We start from the raw sequence: 16,296 nt of genomic DNA, 5'->3' as shown, positions 1-16,296 counted from the left end.
TAGGCCGCGCCCCCGTGCGGCGGCCCCCGATTTACCGACCGGCCGCCGGGCCGGTGGGCAGTGCCGCCGCGTCCCAGAAGCCGGCGTAGCGGCCGCCCAGGCGCAGCAGCTCCGCGTGGTCGCCGGCCTCCGCGATCCGGCCGCCGTCCAGGAAGGCGATGCGGTCGGCGCGCCGGACCGTCCGCAGCCGGTGCGCCACCATCACCACCGTCCGGCCCGCCATCAGGTGCTCGATGCCCTCGTGGACGGCCGCCTCGTTCACCGGGTCCAGCGCGGACGTCACCTCGTCGAGCAGCACGACGGGGGCGTCCTTCAGCAGCGCCCGCGCGATCGACACGCGCTGGCGTTCGCCTCCGGACAGCAGCGCGCCGCCCTCGCCGACGGGTGTCGCCCATCCCTCGGGCAGCCGCTCGACCACCTCGTCCAGCCGCGCGGCGGCCGCCGCGGCCCGCACGTCGGCCTCGCTCGCGCCGGGACGGCCGAGGCGCACGTTCTCCTCGATCGTGCCGTCGAAGAGGTAGACGTCCTGGAAGACGACGGCGATCTGCTCCATCAGCACGCCGGTGCTGATGTCGCGCACGTCCACGCCGCCCATGCGCACCGCGCCGGCGTCCACGTCGTAGAAGCGCGCGAGGAGCTGGAGCAGGGTGCTCTTGCCCGCGCCGGACGGGCCGACGACGGCGAGCCGCTGCCCCTCGGGGACGGTCAGCGACAGGCCCCCGAGCACCGTGCGGCTCCCATGCCGGAAGGTGACCGCCGCGAACTCCAGGTCATGGCGTGCGGGCCGGACGGGTTCGCGGGGCTCGGGCAGCGGCTCGGTGCGCAGGACCGCGTCGAGCCTCGCCAGCTCGGCGCGGGCGGCGCGCAGCCGTCCGCCGACCTCCGACAGCGACAGCAGCGGGTCGGCGCAGCGGGCGGCGAGCACCAGGAGCGCCAGGACCTCGGCCGCGCCGATGTGCCCGCCGAGCGCGAGGTAGGCGCCGAGGACCAGCATCACCGTGAAGATCGCCTGCACGACGAGGCTCAGGCCGAGGGTTCCGGGCAGCGCCGCCAGCACCGAGCGGCGGGACGCGCGGCGCAGGCCGTCCAGCGAGTCATCGAGCAGCCGGAAGCGCTCCGCGGTCCGGCCGCCGGCCCGCAGCACCGGCTGCGCCTGGAGGTACTCGATGACGCGCCCGGTCGCCTCGTGGCCGCGCACGTGGTGCTCCTCGTCGGCCGCGGCCATCGAGCGTCCCGTCCAGACCTGGACCGCCGCCACCACCGGGACGGCGGCCAGCGCGGCCAGCCCCATCCGCCAGTCGAACGCGAGCATCACGCCGACGATCGCCAGCGGGGTCACGCAAGCGGAGACGAACGGGGCCAGCATGTGCGCGATCACGCTCATCGCCTGCAGGACGCCCCGGCTGGCCAGGACGGACACCTCGCCGACGCGGCCTCCGCCGTACCAGCCGAGGGGCAGACGCGCCAGGTGGTCGCCGAGCCGGTGGTACATGCCGTGCAGCAGCCGCGTCGCCGTGAGGAAACCGGACAGGTCGGCTGCGAAGCGCAGCACCGCGTACGCGGCGACCGCGACGCCGAAGGCGATCAGCCAGGGCCAGGCATCGCCCGGCGTGCTCCCGAACAGCTCCCGCAGGACGGGGACCAGGAGCGCGCAGGACAGCCCCTCGGCGATCGCGGTCACCGTCATCAGGGCCACGGTGCGGCGCACGGGCGAGGCGTACTCGCGTCCCAGGACGCGCAGCAGCATTCGGATCATCGGGGCTCGGCTCCTCGCAGCTCGGCGTCGCGGTCCTCGATCTCGCCGGCCTCCGCCGACCGGTGGGTGCGCCAGAGCGCGGCGAACCGCCCGCCGCGCGCGAGCAGCTCGGCGGGCGCGCCGCGCTCGACGATCGAGCCGCCGTCCAGCACGACGACGGTGTCGGCGTCGGCGATCGTCTCCAGCCGGTGGGCGATGACCAGGACCGTCCGGTCGCCCTTCGGCTCCGCCAGGGCCCGGCGCACCGCCCGCTCGGTCTGCGGGTCGGCGAAGGCGGTCGCCTCGTCCAGGACCAGGACGGGCGCGTCGGCGAGCAGCGCGCGGGCGAGCGAGATCCGCTGCGCCTCGCCGCCCGACAGCCGGGCCTCGTCGCCGATCACGGTGTCGTAGCCGCGCGGGAGCTCCAGGATGCGATCGTGGATGTTCGCCGACCGGGCGGCGCCGACGATGTCGGCCAGGTCCGCGTGCGGGACCGACAGCGCGATGTTGTCGGCGACCGACGCGCGCAGCAGCCGGACGTCCTGGAAGACGAACGAGACCCTGCGGTACAGCTCCCGGCCGCCGATCTCGCGCAGGTCGGCACCGCCCAGCGTGACCCGGCCGTGGGTGGGGTCGAAGAACCGCGGCAGCAGCTGGACGAGCGTGGACTTCCCGCTCCCCGACGGCCCGACGACCGCCGTGAACGTCCCCGGTTCGAGGACGAGGTCGATCCCGCGCAGCACCTCGCGGCCCGCGTCGTAGCCGAACCGGACGCCGCGCAGCTCCACCCGGTGCCCGCGCGGCGCGACCGGGTGCGCGGGCTCCGGCAGCGGCTCGACGGCGAGCACGTCCCGGATCCGGCCGACCGCGCGGCGGGCGGCCTGCATGTCGTCGAAGCCGTGCCCGAGCGCCTCCACCGGGGCGGTCAGCCCGAGACCGAGCAGCAGGAACGGCAGCAGGTCGGCCGGCGCCATGCCGCCGCCGGTGATCAGGGCGGTGCCGCCGGTCAGCACGGCCAGCAGCACGAACGGCGGCGAGAGCACCACCTGCATACCGGCGGCGACGCCGGCGAGGCCGCGCACCATCCGGGCGAAGGAGCCGACGAAATCATCGACGGCGGCGGTGAACCGGCGGTGGGCGCGCTCACCGCCGCCGAACGCCTTCACCACCGAGATGCCCTGCACGAACTCGACGGCGGAGTTGGAGATCCGCTCCATGCCGGCGTCGAACGCCCGCTGCTCGCGCAGCCGGGCCGGGGTCATCATCAGCGGGACGAGCGCGACCGCCAGCGCCACCGGGACCAGCGTGATCAGGGTGAGCCGCCAGTCGACGGTGAACAGGTAGACCAGCGACACGAGCGGCACCACGAACGCCGAGACCATCTCGCCGGGGGTGTGGGCGATGAGCGGGTGCACGGCGCTCACGTCGTCCCCGACGACCTTGGCGAGCTCGCCGGTCCGGCGCCGGGAGAACCAGCCGATCGGGACGAGCCCGAGCCGGGCGGCCAGCCGGCGGCGGAACGACAGCTGCACCCGGCCGTCGAGCAGATGCCCGATCCCCGACGACGCGGCCGTGCACAGCAGCCGGACGCCCAGCCCGGCCGCGCCGGCGGCCACGGTGAGCCAGACGCGGCCGTGGTCGGCCGGGCCGGGCGCCAGCAGCGTCCGCCCGAGCTCGGCGACGGCGAGCAGCGGCGCGAGGCCCGCGACCGCACCGGCCACCTGGAAGACCACGACGGCGGCGAAACTCCGCACGAAGGGGCGCAGCAGCCCCGGAACGGTGCCGCTCACCGTCCCGCCGCCCGCTTCTCCAGCCGGCTGCCGCGCGGCAGGGTGACGGCCATGATGGTGCTGGGGACGTCCAGCTCGATGCGGTGCCAGCGCCCGCGCGGGACGACGGCCGCGGTCCCGGCCGTCAGCCTGATCTCCTCCTCCCGCCGCCCCGCCCGCTCCGGGCGGAGGTAGAGGCGGATCTTGCCGATCAGGCAGGACACGACCTCATCGGCCTCGGGGTGCACCTCCCAGTGGTCGGCATGGACGTCCGCGCCCGTCTTGGCGTGGAGCGCCGTCAGCCGCCAGCCGTCCTCGTCCGGGGCGGCCGCCGCTCCCCCGGTGTGGATCGTTCCGCCCTGCCTGAGGTGGACGGCGGACCCGAAGAGATCGATCGGGGTGACGGTCATGCCGGCAGTCCTTCCTGCGGAACGGGCTCGGCGGGCGGGTCCGTCCGGGGCAGGACGGTGAGGGCGATGAGGAAGGCGGCGGCCAGCAGGACGGCGCCGAGGCTCAGGCCGAGCGCGTACCCGTCGTTGAGGGACGCGGGCGTGACGGCGGGGCCGGTGCGGTCGTGGGCGGCGGTGCCGAGGGCCGCCAGCCCGAGCGAGGCGCCGATCTGGCGGGAGCTGTTGAGCAGGCCCGAGGCGACACCGGTCTCGCCGGGGGCGACGCCGGCGGTGGCGGTGGCGACCAGCGGCCCCAGGCAGAGCCCGAAGCCGACGCTGGCGACGAGCGAGGGCCCGAGCACGTCGGTGGCGTAGGCGCCGTCCGCGCTGAGCAGCCCGAACCAGGCGAACCCGGCCGCGGTCAGCGCCGCGCCCATGGCCAGCAGCGTCCGGGGCGCCAGGCGGTAGCCGAGTCTGACGGCTAGCACGGCGCCGACGATCACCCCGAGGGCGAACGGCACGAACATGACCCCGGTCATCGCCGCGCCGTGGCCGAGCACCTGCTGCAGGTAGAGCGACATGAAGTAGAAGGACGAGGCCATGGCGGCGCCGACCAGCAGGTTGTAGGCGTTGGCTCCGGTGACCGAGCGGTTGGCGAACAGGCCGAGCCGCACCAGCGGATCGCGGGACGTGCCCCGCTCGACGAGGACGAACGCGACGAGCAACGCGGCGGCGGCCGCCAGGACCGTCACGGTGACGGGCGACGTCCACGAGTACTGGCCCGTGCGGACGACCCCGAACACCAGCAGGGTCAGCCCGCCGGTGGCGAGGACGCCGCCCAGTATGTCCGGGCGCCCGCCGGGCGCCGCGACCGGCGCGGCGGCGACGCCCCGCCACGCCATGGCCAGCGCGGCGGCGGCCATCGGCACGTTCACGAACATCACCCAGCGCCAGCTCGCGTACTCGGTGAGCATGCCGCCGATCAGGACGCCGAGGGCGCCGCCGGCGGCGTTCGTCGCGCTCCAGATCCCGAACGCCCGGACGCGGGCCCGCCCCCCGGGGAACGCCTCGGTCAGCAGCGCCAGCGCGGCCGGGGCCAGCGCGGCGGCGCCGACGCCCTGCGCGGCGCGGGCGGCGACCAGGTGGCCGGGCTCCTGCGCGAACCCCCCGGCGAGCGACGCGAGGCCGAACAGCCCGAGCCCGAGCAGCAGGACCCGCTTGCGCCCGTACCGGTCGGCGGCCTTGCCGCCCAGCAGGAGCAGCCCGCCGAAGGCCAGCGCGTAGGCGTGGATCACCCAGGTCACGCCGACCGCGCCGAAGCCGAGGCCGGCGCCGATCTGCGGGAGCCCGACGTTCACGACCGACAGGTCCAGCGACACCATGAACTGCACGACGGCCACCGCGGCGAGGACGAGCCCCGGCCGGGAGCCCGCCGCGGCGGCCGGCGCCCTGCCCGCCGATTCCCTGCCCGCCGATCCCCTGCCCGCCGATCCCCTGCCCGCCGATTCCCTGACCGTCATCGCGGCCCTCCCGGGGTCGCGTGCCGGAATCCGTCGTTGTCTGCGATCGTCTGCATGCCGGACATCGTGGTATCCGGGCAGGTCACCCGTCGTCCTGCGAGGGAAGACACCTTCACGCGGCACCGGGGAAGCAGGATCCGCCCGGCTACTTCCCCGGGAGTAGTGACCAGTTGCGACGTTCGGCGGAGGCCCCGGCCAACGGAACGCCATAACCTACCCAAATGAGCTTTATCGGCAGATGGCGGCCGGTTGCCCTGGACGTCCTGCGCGCCGTCGTGGTGGCCGTCCTGCCGACGGTCTTCGTCCTCGCCGCGCCCGGCGCGGGCGTGGCGGACGTCGCGCTCGTGGCCGCCGGCTGCCTCGTCCTCACCCTCCGGGAGCGGGCGCCCCTGGTCACACTGGTCGTCAGCACCGGCTGCCTGCTCGCGGTGGCGGTGCACGTCCAGCCGGGCCCGTCGGCCGCCTTCCCCGTGCTGGTGACGGTGTTCACCGCCGTCCAGGCCGGCCACCGGGCGGCCCCGGCGCTGGCGGCCGCCGCCTTCCTGGGCGCCGACCTCGCGGTGAACCTGCCCGGTTCCGGCGGGGCCCTGGAGGACCTGGAGAACACCTCGCTGCTGCTCGGCTGGTTCGTGGCGGCCTTCGGGGCGGCGGCGGTGACCCGGGCCCGGCAGGCGTACCTGGAGGAGGCCGAGCGGCGGGCCGCCGAGGCCGAGCGCACCCGCGAGGAGGCGGCCCTGCGCCGCGCGGGCGAGGAGCGGCTGCGCATCGCCCGCGAACTGCACGACTCGCTCACCCACAGCATCTCGATCATCAAGGTGCAGGCCGGGGTGGCCGTCCACGTGGCGCGCCGGCGCGGCGAGGAGGTGCCGCCCGCGCTGCTGGCCGTCCAGGAGGCCAGCGGCGACGCCATGCGCGAGCTGCGCGCCACCCTGGAGGTGCTGCGCGACCAGGGCGCCGCCGACGCCCCCGCCAGCGGCCTCGACCGGCTGGACGACCTGGTCGACCGGGCCCGCTCCACCGGCCTGCCCGCCACCGTGACGATCTCCGGTACCCGCCGGGACCTGCCCGCCGAGGTCGACCGGGCCGCGTACCGGATCGTCCAGGAGGCCCTGACCAACATCTCCCGGCACGCCGGCGGGGCGGCCGCCGCGGTGCGCATCGACTACACCGGCGACGGCCTCGTCGTGCGGGTCGACGACGACGGCAAGGCCGACCCGGACGCGCCGCCCGTCCCCGGCACGGGCCTGCTCGGCATGCGCGAGCGGGTCGCGGCGCTCGGCGGCAGGCTGCGCGCCGAGCCCCGCCCCGAAGGCGGCTTCAGCGTGTGCGCCGAACTCCCGCTGGGAGGCCCGGCGTGATCCGCGTGCTGCTGGTGGACGACCAGGCGCTCATCCGCGGCGGGTTCCGGGCCCTGCTGGAGGTCGAGGACGACTTCGAGGTGGTCGCCGAGGCCGCCAACGGCGAGCAGGGCGTCGCGCTCGCCGCCGAGCACCGGCCCGACGTCGCCCTCATCGACATCCAGATGCCGGTGATGGACGGCATCGAGGCGACCCGGCTGATCGCCGCCGACGAGCGGCTGCACGGCGTCCACGTCGTGATCCTCACCAACTACGGCCTCGACGAGTACGTCTTCAACGCGCTGCGCGCGGGCGCCTGCGGCTTCATGGTCAAGGACACCGAGCCCGCCGACCTGCTGCAGGGCGTCCGCGTCGCCGCCCGCGGCGACGCCCTGCTGTCCCCCGCGATCACCCGCCGCCTCATCGGCGAGTACGTCGCCCGCCGCCCCGAGCCCGCCCCCGGCGCGCTCGACGTCCTGACCAACCGGGAACGCGAGGTCACCGCACTGGTCGCCCGCGGCCTGTCCAACGACGAGATCGCCGCCCACATGGTCATCAGCCCCACCACCGCCAAGACGCACGTGAGCAGGTCGATGACCAAGCTCGGCGCCAGGGACCGCGCCCAACTCGTCGTCCACGCCTACGAATCGGGCCTGGTAACCCCCCGCCGCACCTGACCGGGCGCTGACGACGATCTCCATGGCGCGGTGCACCTCGCGGGCCAGGTGGATGAACCGGTGTACCTTCTCGTCCACGTCGGCGAGGTCGGGGCCGTCCGGGCGCAGTGCGGCCCGGACGGCGTCCATCGCGATGTCGCGCTCGTGGAGGGCACCGAGGTAGACCGCGTAGGCGTCGCGGCGATGCTGCCGGCGCCACTGCGCGAACTGCGTCCTGGCCTGGGCCCTGCCGTTGACCACGGCGGCGCCGAGCGTCGTGAGGGAGCCGACGGCGGCGCCGAGGAGTGCGGCGATTCCTGCGTCCATCGGGCAAGTGTGCCTCGGGGGCCGCGCCTCGCCGGGAGCCGGCGGAAATTCGGGTGCGGGCGGGGCGGAGGCGGGTGATGCTCGGGTATGGGCTGGACACTTACGAATGATCTTGAGGGGTTTCTCGCGCGTGCGGGCGGCTTCCTGCGGAGGGATCCCGTCGCGAACGCCGTACCGCTGACCGTGGCCGAGTCCATGCGCGTCCAGGGCCCGGGCCTCCACGGGGGCGCGCTGTTCGGGTGGTGGACGCCGGGTGGGGACGTCGAAGGCACCTTCCTGTGGACGGGCACGCACCCGCCGCTGCTGAACGCGATGCCGGAGCGGGCGGCGCGGGATCTCGCGGACGTGCTGGCCGGACGGGACGCGGTGATCGCGGGCGTCAACGGGACGCCGGCGACCGCCGCCGCCTTCGCGAAGGCGTGGACGCGCCGCACCGGGGTGCCGAGCCGGGTCGGGATGCGGCAGCGGCTGCACCGGCTGGCGCGGCTCGAACCGCCCGACCCGGCACCGGACGGCGCCGGGCGCGTCGCCGTCGACGCCGACCTGGCCCTCGTCCTGGAGTGGTCCGCGCAGTTCCGGCGGGACGCCGGCGGGCCCGGCGCATCGAACCCGGCGGTCACCCGCGGCCGGCTCGCCGAGGGCGGTTTCACCCTGTGGGAGGCCGGCGGGCGGCCGGTGGCGATGGCGGGCCGGACGCCGGCCGTCGCGGGCGTCGCCAGGATCGCGCCCGTCTACACCCCCGCCGGGCACCGCCGCCGGGGGTACGGCGCCGCCGTCACCGCCGCCGCGACCGCGGGCGCGCTGGAGGCGGGCGCCGGCGACGTCGTGCTGTTCACCGACCTCGCCAACCCGACGAGCAACGGCGTCTACCGCCGCATCGGCTACCGCCCCGTCGAGGACCGCGTCCTCCTCGCCTTCGGCTGAGCCGCGCGGGGCCCGGCGAGGAGGTGCTGAGCCGCCGGCCCGGCGGGGAGGCGCGAGCCGCTCGGGGCCGGCGAGGAGGTGTCCGAGCCGCCAGCCGGGCGCGAAGGAACGAGCCGCGCGGTGCCCGGCAAAAAGGTGTCCGAGCCGCGGGCTCGGCGCCTCGCCGTGATCATGGCCGGGCGGGGCGGGCGCGGGGGCGGCGCGGGTCAGCTGACGCCGGCCTCCTTCATGTCGCGGAGTTCGCGCTTGAGTTCCTTGATCTCGTCGCGGAGGCGGGCGGCGAGCTCGAACTGCAGGTCGGTGGCGGCCTGGTGCATCTGGGCGGACATCTGCTCGATCAGCGCCTCCAGCTCCTCGCGGGGCCGGTCGCCGACCAGGTCGGCGGCGTGCCGGCCGACCTCCCCCGAACGGGACGCCGCGCGGGACGCGAGGCCGGGGACGGGGGCCTTGCCGCGGGACTGCTGGCGGCCGGCGCCGCCGATCAGGGTCTCGGTGTCGGCGTCCTCGCGGACGAGGGAGTCGAGGATGTCGGCGATGCGCTTGCGCAGCGCCGTCGGCTCGATCCCGTGCTCGGTGTTGTAGGCCTGCTGCTTGGCGCGGCGCCGGCTGGTCTCGTCGATCGCGCGCTCCATCGACGGGGTGACCGTGTCGGCGTACATGTGGACCTGGCCGGACACGTTGCGGGCCGCGCGGCCGATCGTCTGGATGAGGGACGTCTCCGACCGCAGGAAGCCCTCCTTGTCGGCGTCCAGGATCGCGACCAGCGACACCTCGGGCAGGTCGAGGCCCTCGCGGAGCAGGTTGATGCCGACCAGGACGTCGAATTCGCCGGCGCGCAGCTCGCGCAGCAGCTCGATGCGGCGCAGCGTGTCGACCTCGCTGTGCAGGTAGCGGACCTGGATGCCGAGTTCGAGGAGGTAGTCGGTGAGGTCCTCGGACATCTTCTTGGTGAGGGTGGTGACGAGGACGCGCTCGTCCCGGTCGGTGCGCTCGCGGATCTCGTGGATGAGGTCGTCGATCTGGCCCTTGGTGGGCTTCACGACGATCTCGGGGTCGATGAGGCCGGTCGGGCGGATGACCTGCTCGACGACGTCGCCCTTGACCCGGTTCATCTCGTAGCTGCCGGGCGTCGCCGACAGGTAGACGGTCTGGCCGATGCGGTCGAGGAACTCCTCCCACTTCAGCGGCCGGTTGTCCATCGCGGACGGCAGCCGGAACCCGTGCTCGACCAGCATCCGCTTGCGGGACGCGTCGCCCTCGTACATGGCGCCGATCTGCGGGACGGTCTGGTGCGACTCGTCGATGACGAGGAGGAAGTCCTCCGGGAAGTAGTCGAGGAGGGTGTTGGGCGCGGTGCCGGCGCCGCGGCCGTCGATGTGCCGGGAGTAGTTCTCGATGCCCGAGCAGGTGCCGACCTGCCGCATCATCTCGATGTCGTAGGCGGTGCGCATGCGCAGCCGCTGCGCCTCCAGCATCTTGCCCTGCCGGTCCATCACGGCGAGGGTCTCCTCCAGCTCGGCCTCGATGCCCGAGATGGCGCGCTCCATGCGCTCGGGCCCGGCGACGTAGTGCGAGGCGGGGAAGACGTACAGCTCCTCGTCCTCGGTGATCAGCTCGCCGGTGAGCGGGTGCAGGGTGGCGAGCTTCTCGATCTCGTCGCCGAACATCTCGATGCGGACCGCGAGCTCCTCGTACTGCGGGATGATCTCGATGGTGTCGCCGCGGACCCGGAACGTGCCGCGGGTGAACGCGAGGTCGTTGCGGGTGTACTGCATGCCGACGAGCTGGCGGAGCAGGTCGTCGCGGTCGATCTCCTGGCCGACGTGCAGCCGGACCATCCGGTCGACGTACTCCTGCGGGGTGCCGAGGCCGTAGATGCACGACACCGACGCGACGACGACCGTGTCGCGGCGGGTGAGCAGCGAGTTGGTCGCCGAGTGCCGCAGCCGGTCGACCTCGTCGTTGATCGAGGAGTCCTTCTCGATGTAGGTGTCGGTCTGCGGGATGTACGCCTCGGGCTGGTAGTAGTCGTAGTACGACACGAAGTACTCGACGGCGTTGTGCGGCATCATCTCGCGCAGCTCGTTGGCGAACTGCGCGGCGAGCGTCTTGTTCGGCTGCATGACCAGGACGGGCCGCTGCAGCTTCTCCACCAGCCACGCGACCGTGGCGGTCTTGCCGGTGCCGGTGGCGCCGAGGAGCACCGCATCCCGGTCGCCGCCCTCGATGCGGGTGGTCAGCTCGGCGATCGCCTGCGGCTGGTCGCCGGACGGCGTCATCTCGGTGACGACCTCGAACGGCGCCACGCGGCGCCGCAGGTCGGTGACTGGGCGCATCGGCTCTCCCCTGCTCAGACGTTGTCGCTCCGGCGTGGTCCCTGCTTCCCTGCAACTGTATTCAGGGGGTGCGACATTCCGCGTCCGCGCCGGTCAGGACGCGGGCAGCGGCAGCCGGGCCCGGACGGCGTAGCCGCCCTCGCGAGGCCCGGCCTCGAAGCTGCCGCCGAGGGCCTGCACCCGCTCGCGCAGCCCGACCAGGCCGTTCCCGCCGCTCGGCAGCCGGTACTCGGGCCGGGCGGTCGGCGGAGCGTTGACGATCTCCACCTCGATGGCCTCGGGCAGCAGGCCGAGGGCGACCCGGGTGTCGGCGGCCCCGGCGTGCTTGTGGACGTTGGTGAGCGCCTCCTGGACGAGGCGGTAGACCGTCCGTCCCACGGCGTAGGGCATGGGGCACTCCGCGCCGCGCACCACCAGGTCGACGCGCAGGCCGGCGGCGCCGGACTGGCCGACGAGCTCGCGGACGTGGGCGAGCGTCACCGCCTGCTGGGGCAGGGCCTCCTCGCCCCGGCGCAGCACCCCAATGACGTGCCGCAGCTCCTCCAGCGCCTGCCGCCCCATGTCGCCGATGACGGCGGCGGTCTCGGCGGCGCGGGCGGGGTCGCGGACGGCGATCGCCCGGAGGGCGCCCGCGTGGACGACCATGACGCTGATCCGGTTGGCGACCACGTCGTGCATCTCCCGCGCGATACGGGTGCGCTCCTCGCCCCGCGCGCGCTCCGCGAGGAGGTGCTGTTCGCGTTCGAGCCGCGCCGCGCGCTCCTGCAGCGACACGAGGAGCTGCTTGCGCGCGCCCATGTAGAGGCCGAGCAGGACGGGGACGGCGATGAACGCGATGCCGAAGATCGCCCGCGCGGCGAAGTTCTCGGTCGCGGCCGTCGGGGCCGGGAACACCAGCCCCGCGATGTAGGTGGTGACGGCGATCGTCAGCACCGTCCGGCGGGACGCGCTGTAGGCGGCGAGCGAGTAGAGGATCACCAGCGCGGCGAAGACCCCGGCACCGGTGATCGTCCCGAACACGAGCAAGAACACGGCGAGGCCGACGGGGTGGACGCGCCGCACGATCAGCGTCAGGCCGAGGACGACGCTGCACGCCGACACGACGGACGGCGGCAGCCAGAACCGCTGGTCGGCGAACCACAGGAACACCGAGTCGCCGGCGGCCAGGGACACGGCGAGGAAGATGTCGAGCGCGCGGGAACGGCGGGTCGGCCATGCTTTCGCCAACGCGCCCGCCCACCGGCCCCGCACGTGCATGCGAAAAGCCTATAGCCGGTGGAAGCACGCCCGGTCGCGCAAGTCAACGAACCCCTTACCTGCGGGACTTTTCCGCAGTCCAGGCCCTGTGGTTACGATGACGGCGCCGACCATGCCGTTCGCGGGCCCGCTCCCCTACGCTCCGTGAACGTCTCCGGCGCCGCCGAGGACGCCGACCAAGGGACGGGGTGCCAGCCGACCATGACCCGCTTCACCAACTGGCTCGGGAAGAACGCCGACGCCGTGATCGCGCTGGTCCTGGCGGTGGTCGTCGCGGTGCTGGGGCTCGGGGTGAACCTGCCGAACGAGACCGAGATCACCAACAGCGGGATCCTCGCGGTGATCGGCCTGCTGGCGACGTCGGTGCTGCGGGACCGCGGGCGGCGCATCCCGGTCGAGGCGGAGGTCCGCGACACGCTGCGGTCGTCGTCGGCCACGCTCGGTGAGCTGAGCGCCAAGCTCACGCACATCGAGACGTTCGAGAACGTCCTGTCCGACACCAAGCGCGCGCTGGACGAGACCACGGTCGTCCGCGTCATCGGCGGCGCGCAGGTCGCGCACGTCCTGGAGGAGGCCCGCCGCGACACCGACCGCTGGTTCTTCAAGGGCGGGACGGGCACCTACATCCGCGCGCGGACGCTGCCCGAGTGCGTGGCGGCGGCGCGCAGGGAGCGGCGCACGCTGCTGTTCAGGCTGGAGATCCTCGACCCCACCAACGTGGAGGTGTGCGAGGCGTACGCGCGGCACCGCCGCTCGGTGTCGGAGGGCCCGGACGCGACGGGCGAGCCGTGGACGCTGGAACGCACCCGCAAGGAGGCGTACGCGACGATCCTGGCGGCGTGCTGGCACAAGCAGCGGTTCGCGATGCTCGACATCGACATCGGCCTGGCGCGGACGATGACGACGCTGCGCTACGACCTCGCCGCGTCCCGGCTGGTCGTGACGCGCGACGATCCGCGCGGGGAGGCGCTGGTCGTCGACAGCACGAAGTTCTACTACAGCTGGGTGAGCGCGGAGCTGCAGACCAGCCTGGACCAGGCGCGCCGGGTCCCGGTGGAGCAGGCGAGGCTGGCGCCGCTGGACGAGGAGCCGACCGTCGAGGAGGTCCGCAAGCTCTTCGAGGTGATCGGGATCGACCTCGCGTCCGGCTACACCGACCGGGACGTCATCGAGATCATCCGCAAGGCGCTGCGAGCGAAGGACCCTTACGAGTGAGGTACGAGGAGATCCGCGAGGTGATCCGCGCCGGGACGGCGGCGCGGACGCTGCCGGCGTGGGCGGGGCACGTCCTCGACGATGTCCTGGCGGGCCTCGCGGCGGGCGCGCCGCCCGTCCCGGCGGTGCGCCATCCGCTGGGGTTCCTGTGCCTGCCGGTGGAGCGCAGCGGCGAGTTCGGCGTGTGCCTGCACATCTGGACGCCCGAGGTCCGGCCCGCCTCGGCCACCACGTCGCCGGTGCACTGCCACAGCTGGGAGCTGCTCAGCTTCGTCCTGTACGGGACGGTGCGGAACGTGCGCATGGACGTGGAGGACGCCGGCGGCAGGGCGCCGCAGCAGGTGTTCGAGGTCCTCAGCCATGGCGACGTGGACGAGCTGCGGGCGACCGGGCGCGCCGTCCACTGCTCCCCCGGCCGCTCCACCGCCCACCGGACGGGCGAGTCGTACACCCTGCCCGCGGGCGTGTTCCACAGCACCCTCATCGAGGACGGCCGGGACGCCGCCACGGTCGCGCTGGGCCGGCAGACGCCGGGCGGCGGCGACCTGTCCCTCGGCCCCCTGGACACGCCCACGCACCGCATGCACCGCGCCCGTTCCGACCAGGCCGACACCGAGCGCGCCCTGCGGCGGTCCGCGCGCAGGATCGCCGCCGCCCACTGCTCGGCGCGCCGGTAGGCCGCCGCCGGACCGTACTGGAGAGGCCCGATGAGACCCACCACCCCGCCGGCGGCCCTTCCGGTCGATCTCTCCGAGGCCCGCGGCGTGGCGGTGGGCGCCGCCGAGGCCGCGGGCGCCCTGCTCAGCGCCGGTGCGGGCGGCCCCCTGGACGTCCGGCAGAAGGGCACCGGCGGGGACGTGGTGACGGCGCTGGACACGGCCGCCGAGGAGCTGATCCTCGGGCGGCTGCGGGCGGCGTATCCCGGGCACCGCGTCATCGCGGAGGAGTCCGGTGTGCTGGAGGGGGCGCCCGGCGAGGAGATGGTGTGGCTCGTCGACCCGCTCGACGGCACCAACAACGTGGCGATCGGCATGGCGGTGTACGCGGTGGGCCTGGCGCTGTGCGCGCGCGCCGAGCCGGTCCTGGGCGTCGTCCACGACCCGGTGTCCGGCCGGACGTGGTCGGCGATCCGCGGCAAGGGGACGCTGGGGCCGGACGGAGCGCTCGTGACGCTGCCCGAGCGCCCACGACCGGGCCGGGCGGACAACCCCGTGCTGGCCTGGACGCAGGGGCATCAGGTCAAGTCGGACGACCGGGTGGCGTTCGCCCTGCGCACGACCCTGGAGAAGCGGTGCCAGCGCATCCTCCAGCTGTGGGCGCCGCTGGTGGCCTGGACGATGCTCGCGCGCGGCGACATCGACGGCATCGTCGGCTACATGCCGGAGATCGTGGACCTGCCCGCCGGGGCGCTGCTGGCCGCCGAGGCGGGCGCGGAGTTCCGCCGCCTGGACGGCGGCCCGTACGAGCTGGGCATCGACCGCCCGGCGTCCGAGCTGGGCTTCGTGGCCGCGCGCCCGGACCTCCTCGACCGGCTCCTGGAGACCACGACGGCGATCGCGACGCCCGGCGGCGGCTTCCACGCCCCCTTCTAGGGCGCTCACCCGGTCAGCAGCAGCGCCCCCACGGAGGCCGCGCAGCCCGCGACCGCGAGCACCGTCCCCGTCAGGACGAACTTGCGGATCGGTACGCGCACGTCCCACCGCCGGCACCACTCGAACCACAGCAGCGTGGCGAGCGACCCCCACGGGGTGATGACGGGACCCACGTTCGTCCCGATGAGCAAGGAGAGGAGCTGGTCCTTGTTCGACGCAGGTACGGCCGACTCCCCCGCCACGTACGCGGGAAGGTTGTTGAGGACGTTCGACAGCCCCGCCCCGGAGAACGCCGCCCGGAAGGCCCCCGCCGCATCGCCGTCATGGCCGACGAAGGCCCGCATCACCTCGTCCAGCCCGAACCGTTCGAGCGTGGGGACGACCAGGAACAGCCCGGTCACGAAGACCAGGAGCTGCCACGGGACGAGCGCGGGACGCAGCGCCGACCGGTCGCGCACGGCGAAGGCGGCGACGGCCACGGCGGCGGCGACCGTCGCGGCGATGCCGAGCTGGATCCCGGTGTGCACCCCGGCGAGGATCGCGCCGATGAACAGCAGGCACGCGACCGTGGTGGCGGAGAACAGCGCACGGTCGCGGACCGGCGCGGGGCCGGGCGGGTCGTAGGAGTCCGCGCCGCGCATGCGCCGCCGCCAGTAGAACGCCCACAGCAGCGCCATGGTGACGGCCAGGACGGCCAGTTGCGGCGCCCACATGCGGGCCGCGAACGCGCGGGTCTCCAGGGCCACCCGGTCGGCGGCGAGCAGATTCGTCAGGTTGGACACCGGCAGCAGGACGCTCGCGGTGTTGGCGAGCCACACCGTCGTCATGGCGAGCGGCAGGGTCGCGATCCGCGCGCGCGCCGCCAGCGCCAGCATGACCGGGGTCAGCAGGACGGCGGTCGTGTCCAGGTTGAGGAAGATCGTGGTGGCCGACGCGAACGCCACGCACAGCAGGAACAGGGCGCCGTAGTTCCCCCGCCCCGCCCGCGCCATCCGCTGCGCGATCGCGTCGAAGACCCCGGCCTCCTTGGTCAGCTCCGCCAGGATGATCACGCTGAGCAGGAACAGCAGCAGCGGCGCGATGCGTCCGATACTGGCCCGCGCGGTGGCGGCGGGCAGCAGGCCGGTGGCGACGAACACGAGCCCCAGCGCGAGGACGCCGATCCGGATCCAGTCGAGAACGCCCAGGGAGCCGGCGGCGCGGCGCACGGTCTGCATCGGGGGCGGCACGGCCGCCATG

Annotated in this window: 13 protein-coding genes; 6 read left to right on the top strand and 7 right to left on the bottom strand. The window is 74.3% G+C overall.

The annotated features are described in order from the left end of the window. Window positions 1-31: 31 nt before the first annotated feature. From ABZ806_RS10545 to ABZ806_RS10530, 4 genes are read right to left on the bottom strand one after another with little or no spacing between them, the layout of a single operon-like run. A complete protein-coding gene (locus ABZ806_RS10545) occupies window positions 32-1,756 on the bottom strand; it encodes an ABC transporter ATP-binding protein (protein ID WP_500216625.1) in 1,725 nt (574 codons plus the stop codon). Beyond that, window positions 1,753-3,525, bottom strand: coding sequence for an ABC transporter ATP-binding protein (locus ABZ806_RS10540; protein WP_500216624.1), 1,773 nt, complete (start codon window positions 3,523-3,525; stop codon window positions 1,753-1,755). The genes ABZ806_RS10545 and ABZ806_RS10540 overlap by 4 nt, the downstream gene beginning before the upstream one ends. Next, window positions 3,522-3,914 (bottom strand): cupin, encoded by a 393-nt coding sequence (locus ABZ806_RS10535; protein ID WP_500216623.1) that lies wholly within the window; start codon window positions 3,912-3,914, stop codon window positions 3,522-3,524. The genes ABZ806_RS10540 and ABZ806_RS10535 overlap by 4 nt, the downstream gene beginning before the upstream one ends. After that, window positions 3,911-5,413, bottom strand: coding sequence for an MFS transporter (locus tag ABZ806_RS10530; protein WP_500216622.1), 1,503 nt, complete (start codon window positions 5,411-5,413; stop codon window positions 3,911-3,913). Before ABZ806_RS10530 ends, ABZ806_RS10535 begins: the two co-directional genes overlap by 4 nt. A 221-nt stretch (window positions 5,414-5,634) precedes the next feature. Between ABZ806_RS10530 and ABZ806_RS10525 the strand changes: the two genes are divergently transcribed. From ABZ806_RS10525 to ABZ806_RS10515, 3 genes are all read left to right on the top strand, one after another. Then, window positions 5,635-6,771, top strand: a complete 1,137-nt coding sequence (locus ABZ806_RS10525; RefSeq protein ID WP_500216621.1) for a sensor histidine kinase — start codon at window positions 5,635-5,637, stop codon at window positions 6,769-6,771. After that, window positions 6,768-7,427 carry a response regulator gene (locus tag ABZ806_RS10520; RefSeq protein ID WP_500216620.1) on the top strand — a complete coding sequence of 220 codons (660 nt, stop codon included), beginning with the start codon at window positions 6,768-6,770 and terminating at the stop codon, window positions 7,425-7,427. Before ABZ806_RS10525 ends, ABZ806_RS10520 begins: the two co-directional genes overlap by 4 nt. 393 nt (window positions 7,428-7,820) lie before the next feature. Then, a complete protein-coding gene (locus ABZ806_RS10515) occupies window positions 7,821-8,657 on the top strand; it encodes a GNAT family N-acetyltransferase (protein ID WP_500216619.1) in 837 nt (278 codons plus the stop codon). A gap of 206 nt (window positions 8,658-8,863) precedes the next feature. On the opposite strand, the gene uvrB is transcribed toward ABZ806_RS10515, so the two are convergent. Continuing rightward, entirely contained in the window at window positions 8,864-10,993 is a 2,130-nt protein-coding gene (gene uvrB / locus ABZ806_RS10510) for an excinuclease ABC subunit UvrB (protein WP_500216618.1), read from the bottom strand. A 93-nt stretch (window positions 10,994-11,086) separates the two neighbouring features. Next, a complete protein-coding gene (locus tag ABZ806_RS10505) occupies window positions 11,087-12,250 on the bottom strand; it encodes a sensor histidine kinase (protein WP_500216617.1) in 1,164 nt (387 codons plus the stop codon). Window positions 12,251-12,394: 144 nt separating this feature from the next. Between ABZ806_RS10505 and ABZ806_RS10500 the strand changes: the two genes are divergently transcribed. From ABZ806_RS10500 to ABZ806_RS10490, 3 genes are read left to right on the top strand one after another with little or no spacing between them, the layout of a single operon-like run. Then, the gene (locus ABZ806_RS10500; protein ID WP_500216615.1) at window positions 12,395-13,465 is read left to right on the top strand and encodes a hypothetical protein; all 1,071 of its coding nucleotides are present in this window, start codon (window positions 12,395-12,397) and stop codon (window positions 13,463-13,465) included. Beyond that, a complete protein-coding gene (locus ABZ806_RS10495) occupies window positions 13,462-14,142 on the top strand; it encodes a hypothetical protein (RefSeq protein ID WP_500216613.1) in 681 nt (226 codons plus the stop codon). The genes ABZ806_RS10500 and ABZ806_RS10495 overlap by 4 nt, the downstream gene beginning before the upstream one ends. 30 nt (window positions 14,143-14,172) lie before the next feature. After that, window positions 14,173-15,057 carry an inositol monophosphatase family protein gene (locus tag ABZ806_RS10490; RefSeq protein ID WP_500216612.1) on the top strand — a complete coding sequence of 295 codons (885 nt, stop codon included), beginning with the start codon at window positions 14,173-14,175 and terminating at the stop codon, window positions 15,055-15,057. Window positions 15,058-15,062: 5 nt separating this feature from the next. Here ABZ806_RS10490 and ABZ806_RS10485 read toward each other — a convergent pair whose 3' ends face one another. Beyond that, entirely contained in the window at window positions 15,063-16,286 is a 1,224-nt protein-coding gene (locus tag ABZ806_RS10485; RefSeq protein WP_500216611.1) for an ArsB/NhaD family transporter, read from the bottom strand. Window positions 16,287-16,296: the final 10 nt, after the last annotated feature.

Origin of the sequence: Spirillospora sp. NPDC047418 (assembly GCF_040643275.1) — a bacterium.
Classification (GTDB): Bacteria; Actinomycetota; Actinomycetes; order Streptosporangiales; family Streptosporangiaceae; genus Spirillospora.
Note: the sequence above shows the minus strand (reverse complement) of the source record. Positions and strands in the feature narration are given on the sequence as shown.

Coding starts and splice junctions, on each gene's coding strand:
- ABZ806_RS10535 (WP_500216623.1), bottom strand. CDS start 3,914: ATGACCGTCACCCCGATCGATCTCTTCGGGTCCGCCGTCCACCTCAGG.
- ABZ806_RS10525 (WP_500216621.1), top strand. CDS start 5,635: ATGAGCTTTATCGGCAGATGGCGGCCGGTTGCCCTGGACGTCCTGCGC.
- ABZ806_RS10505 (WP_500216617.1), bottom strand. CDS start 12,250: ATGCACGTGCGGGGCCGGTGGGCGGGCGCGTTGGCGAAAGCATGGCCG.
- ABZ806_RS10545 (WP_500216625.1), bottom strand. CDS start 1,756: ATGATCCGAATGCTGCTGCGCGTCCTGGGACGCGAGTACGCCTCGCCC.
- ABZ806_RS10515 (WP_500216619.1), top strand. CDS start 7,821: ATGGGCTGGACACTTACGAATGATCTTGAGGGGTTTCTCGCGCGTGCG.
- ABZ806_RS10530 (WP_500216622.1), bottom strand. CDS start 5,413: ATGACGGTCAGGGAATCGGCGGGCAGGGGATCGGCGGGCAGGGGATCG.
- ABZ806_RS10490 (WP_500216612.1), top strand. CDS start 14,173: ATGAGACCCACCACCCCGCCGGCGGCCCTTCCGGTCGATCTCTCCGAG.
- uvrB (WP_500216618.1), bottom strand. CDS start 10,993: ATGCGCCCAGTCACCGACCTGCGGCGCCGCGTGGCGCCGTTCGAGGTC.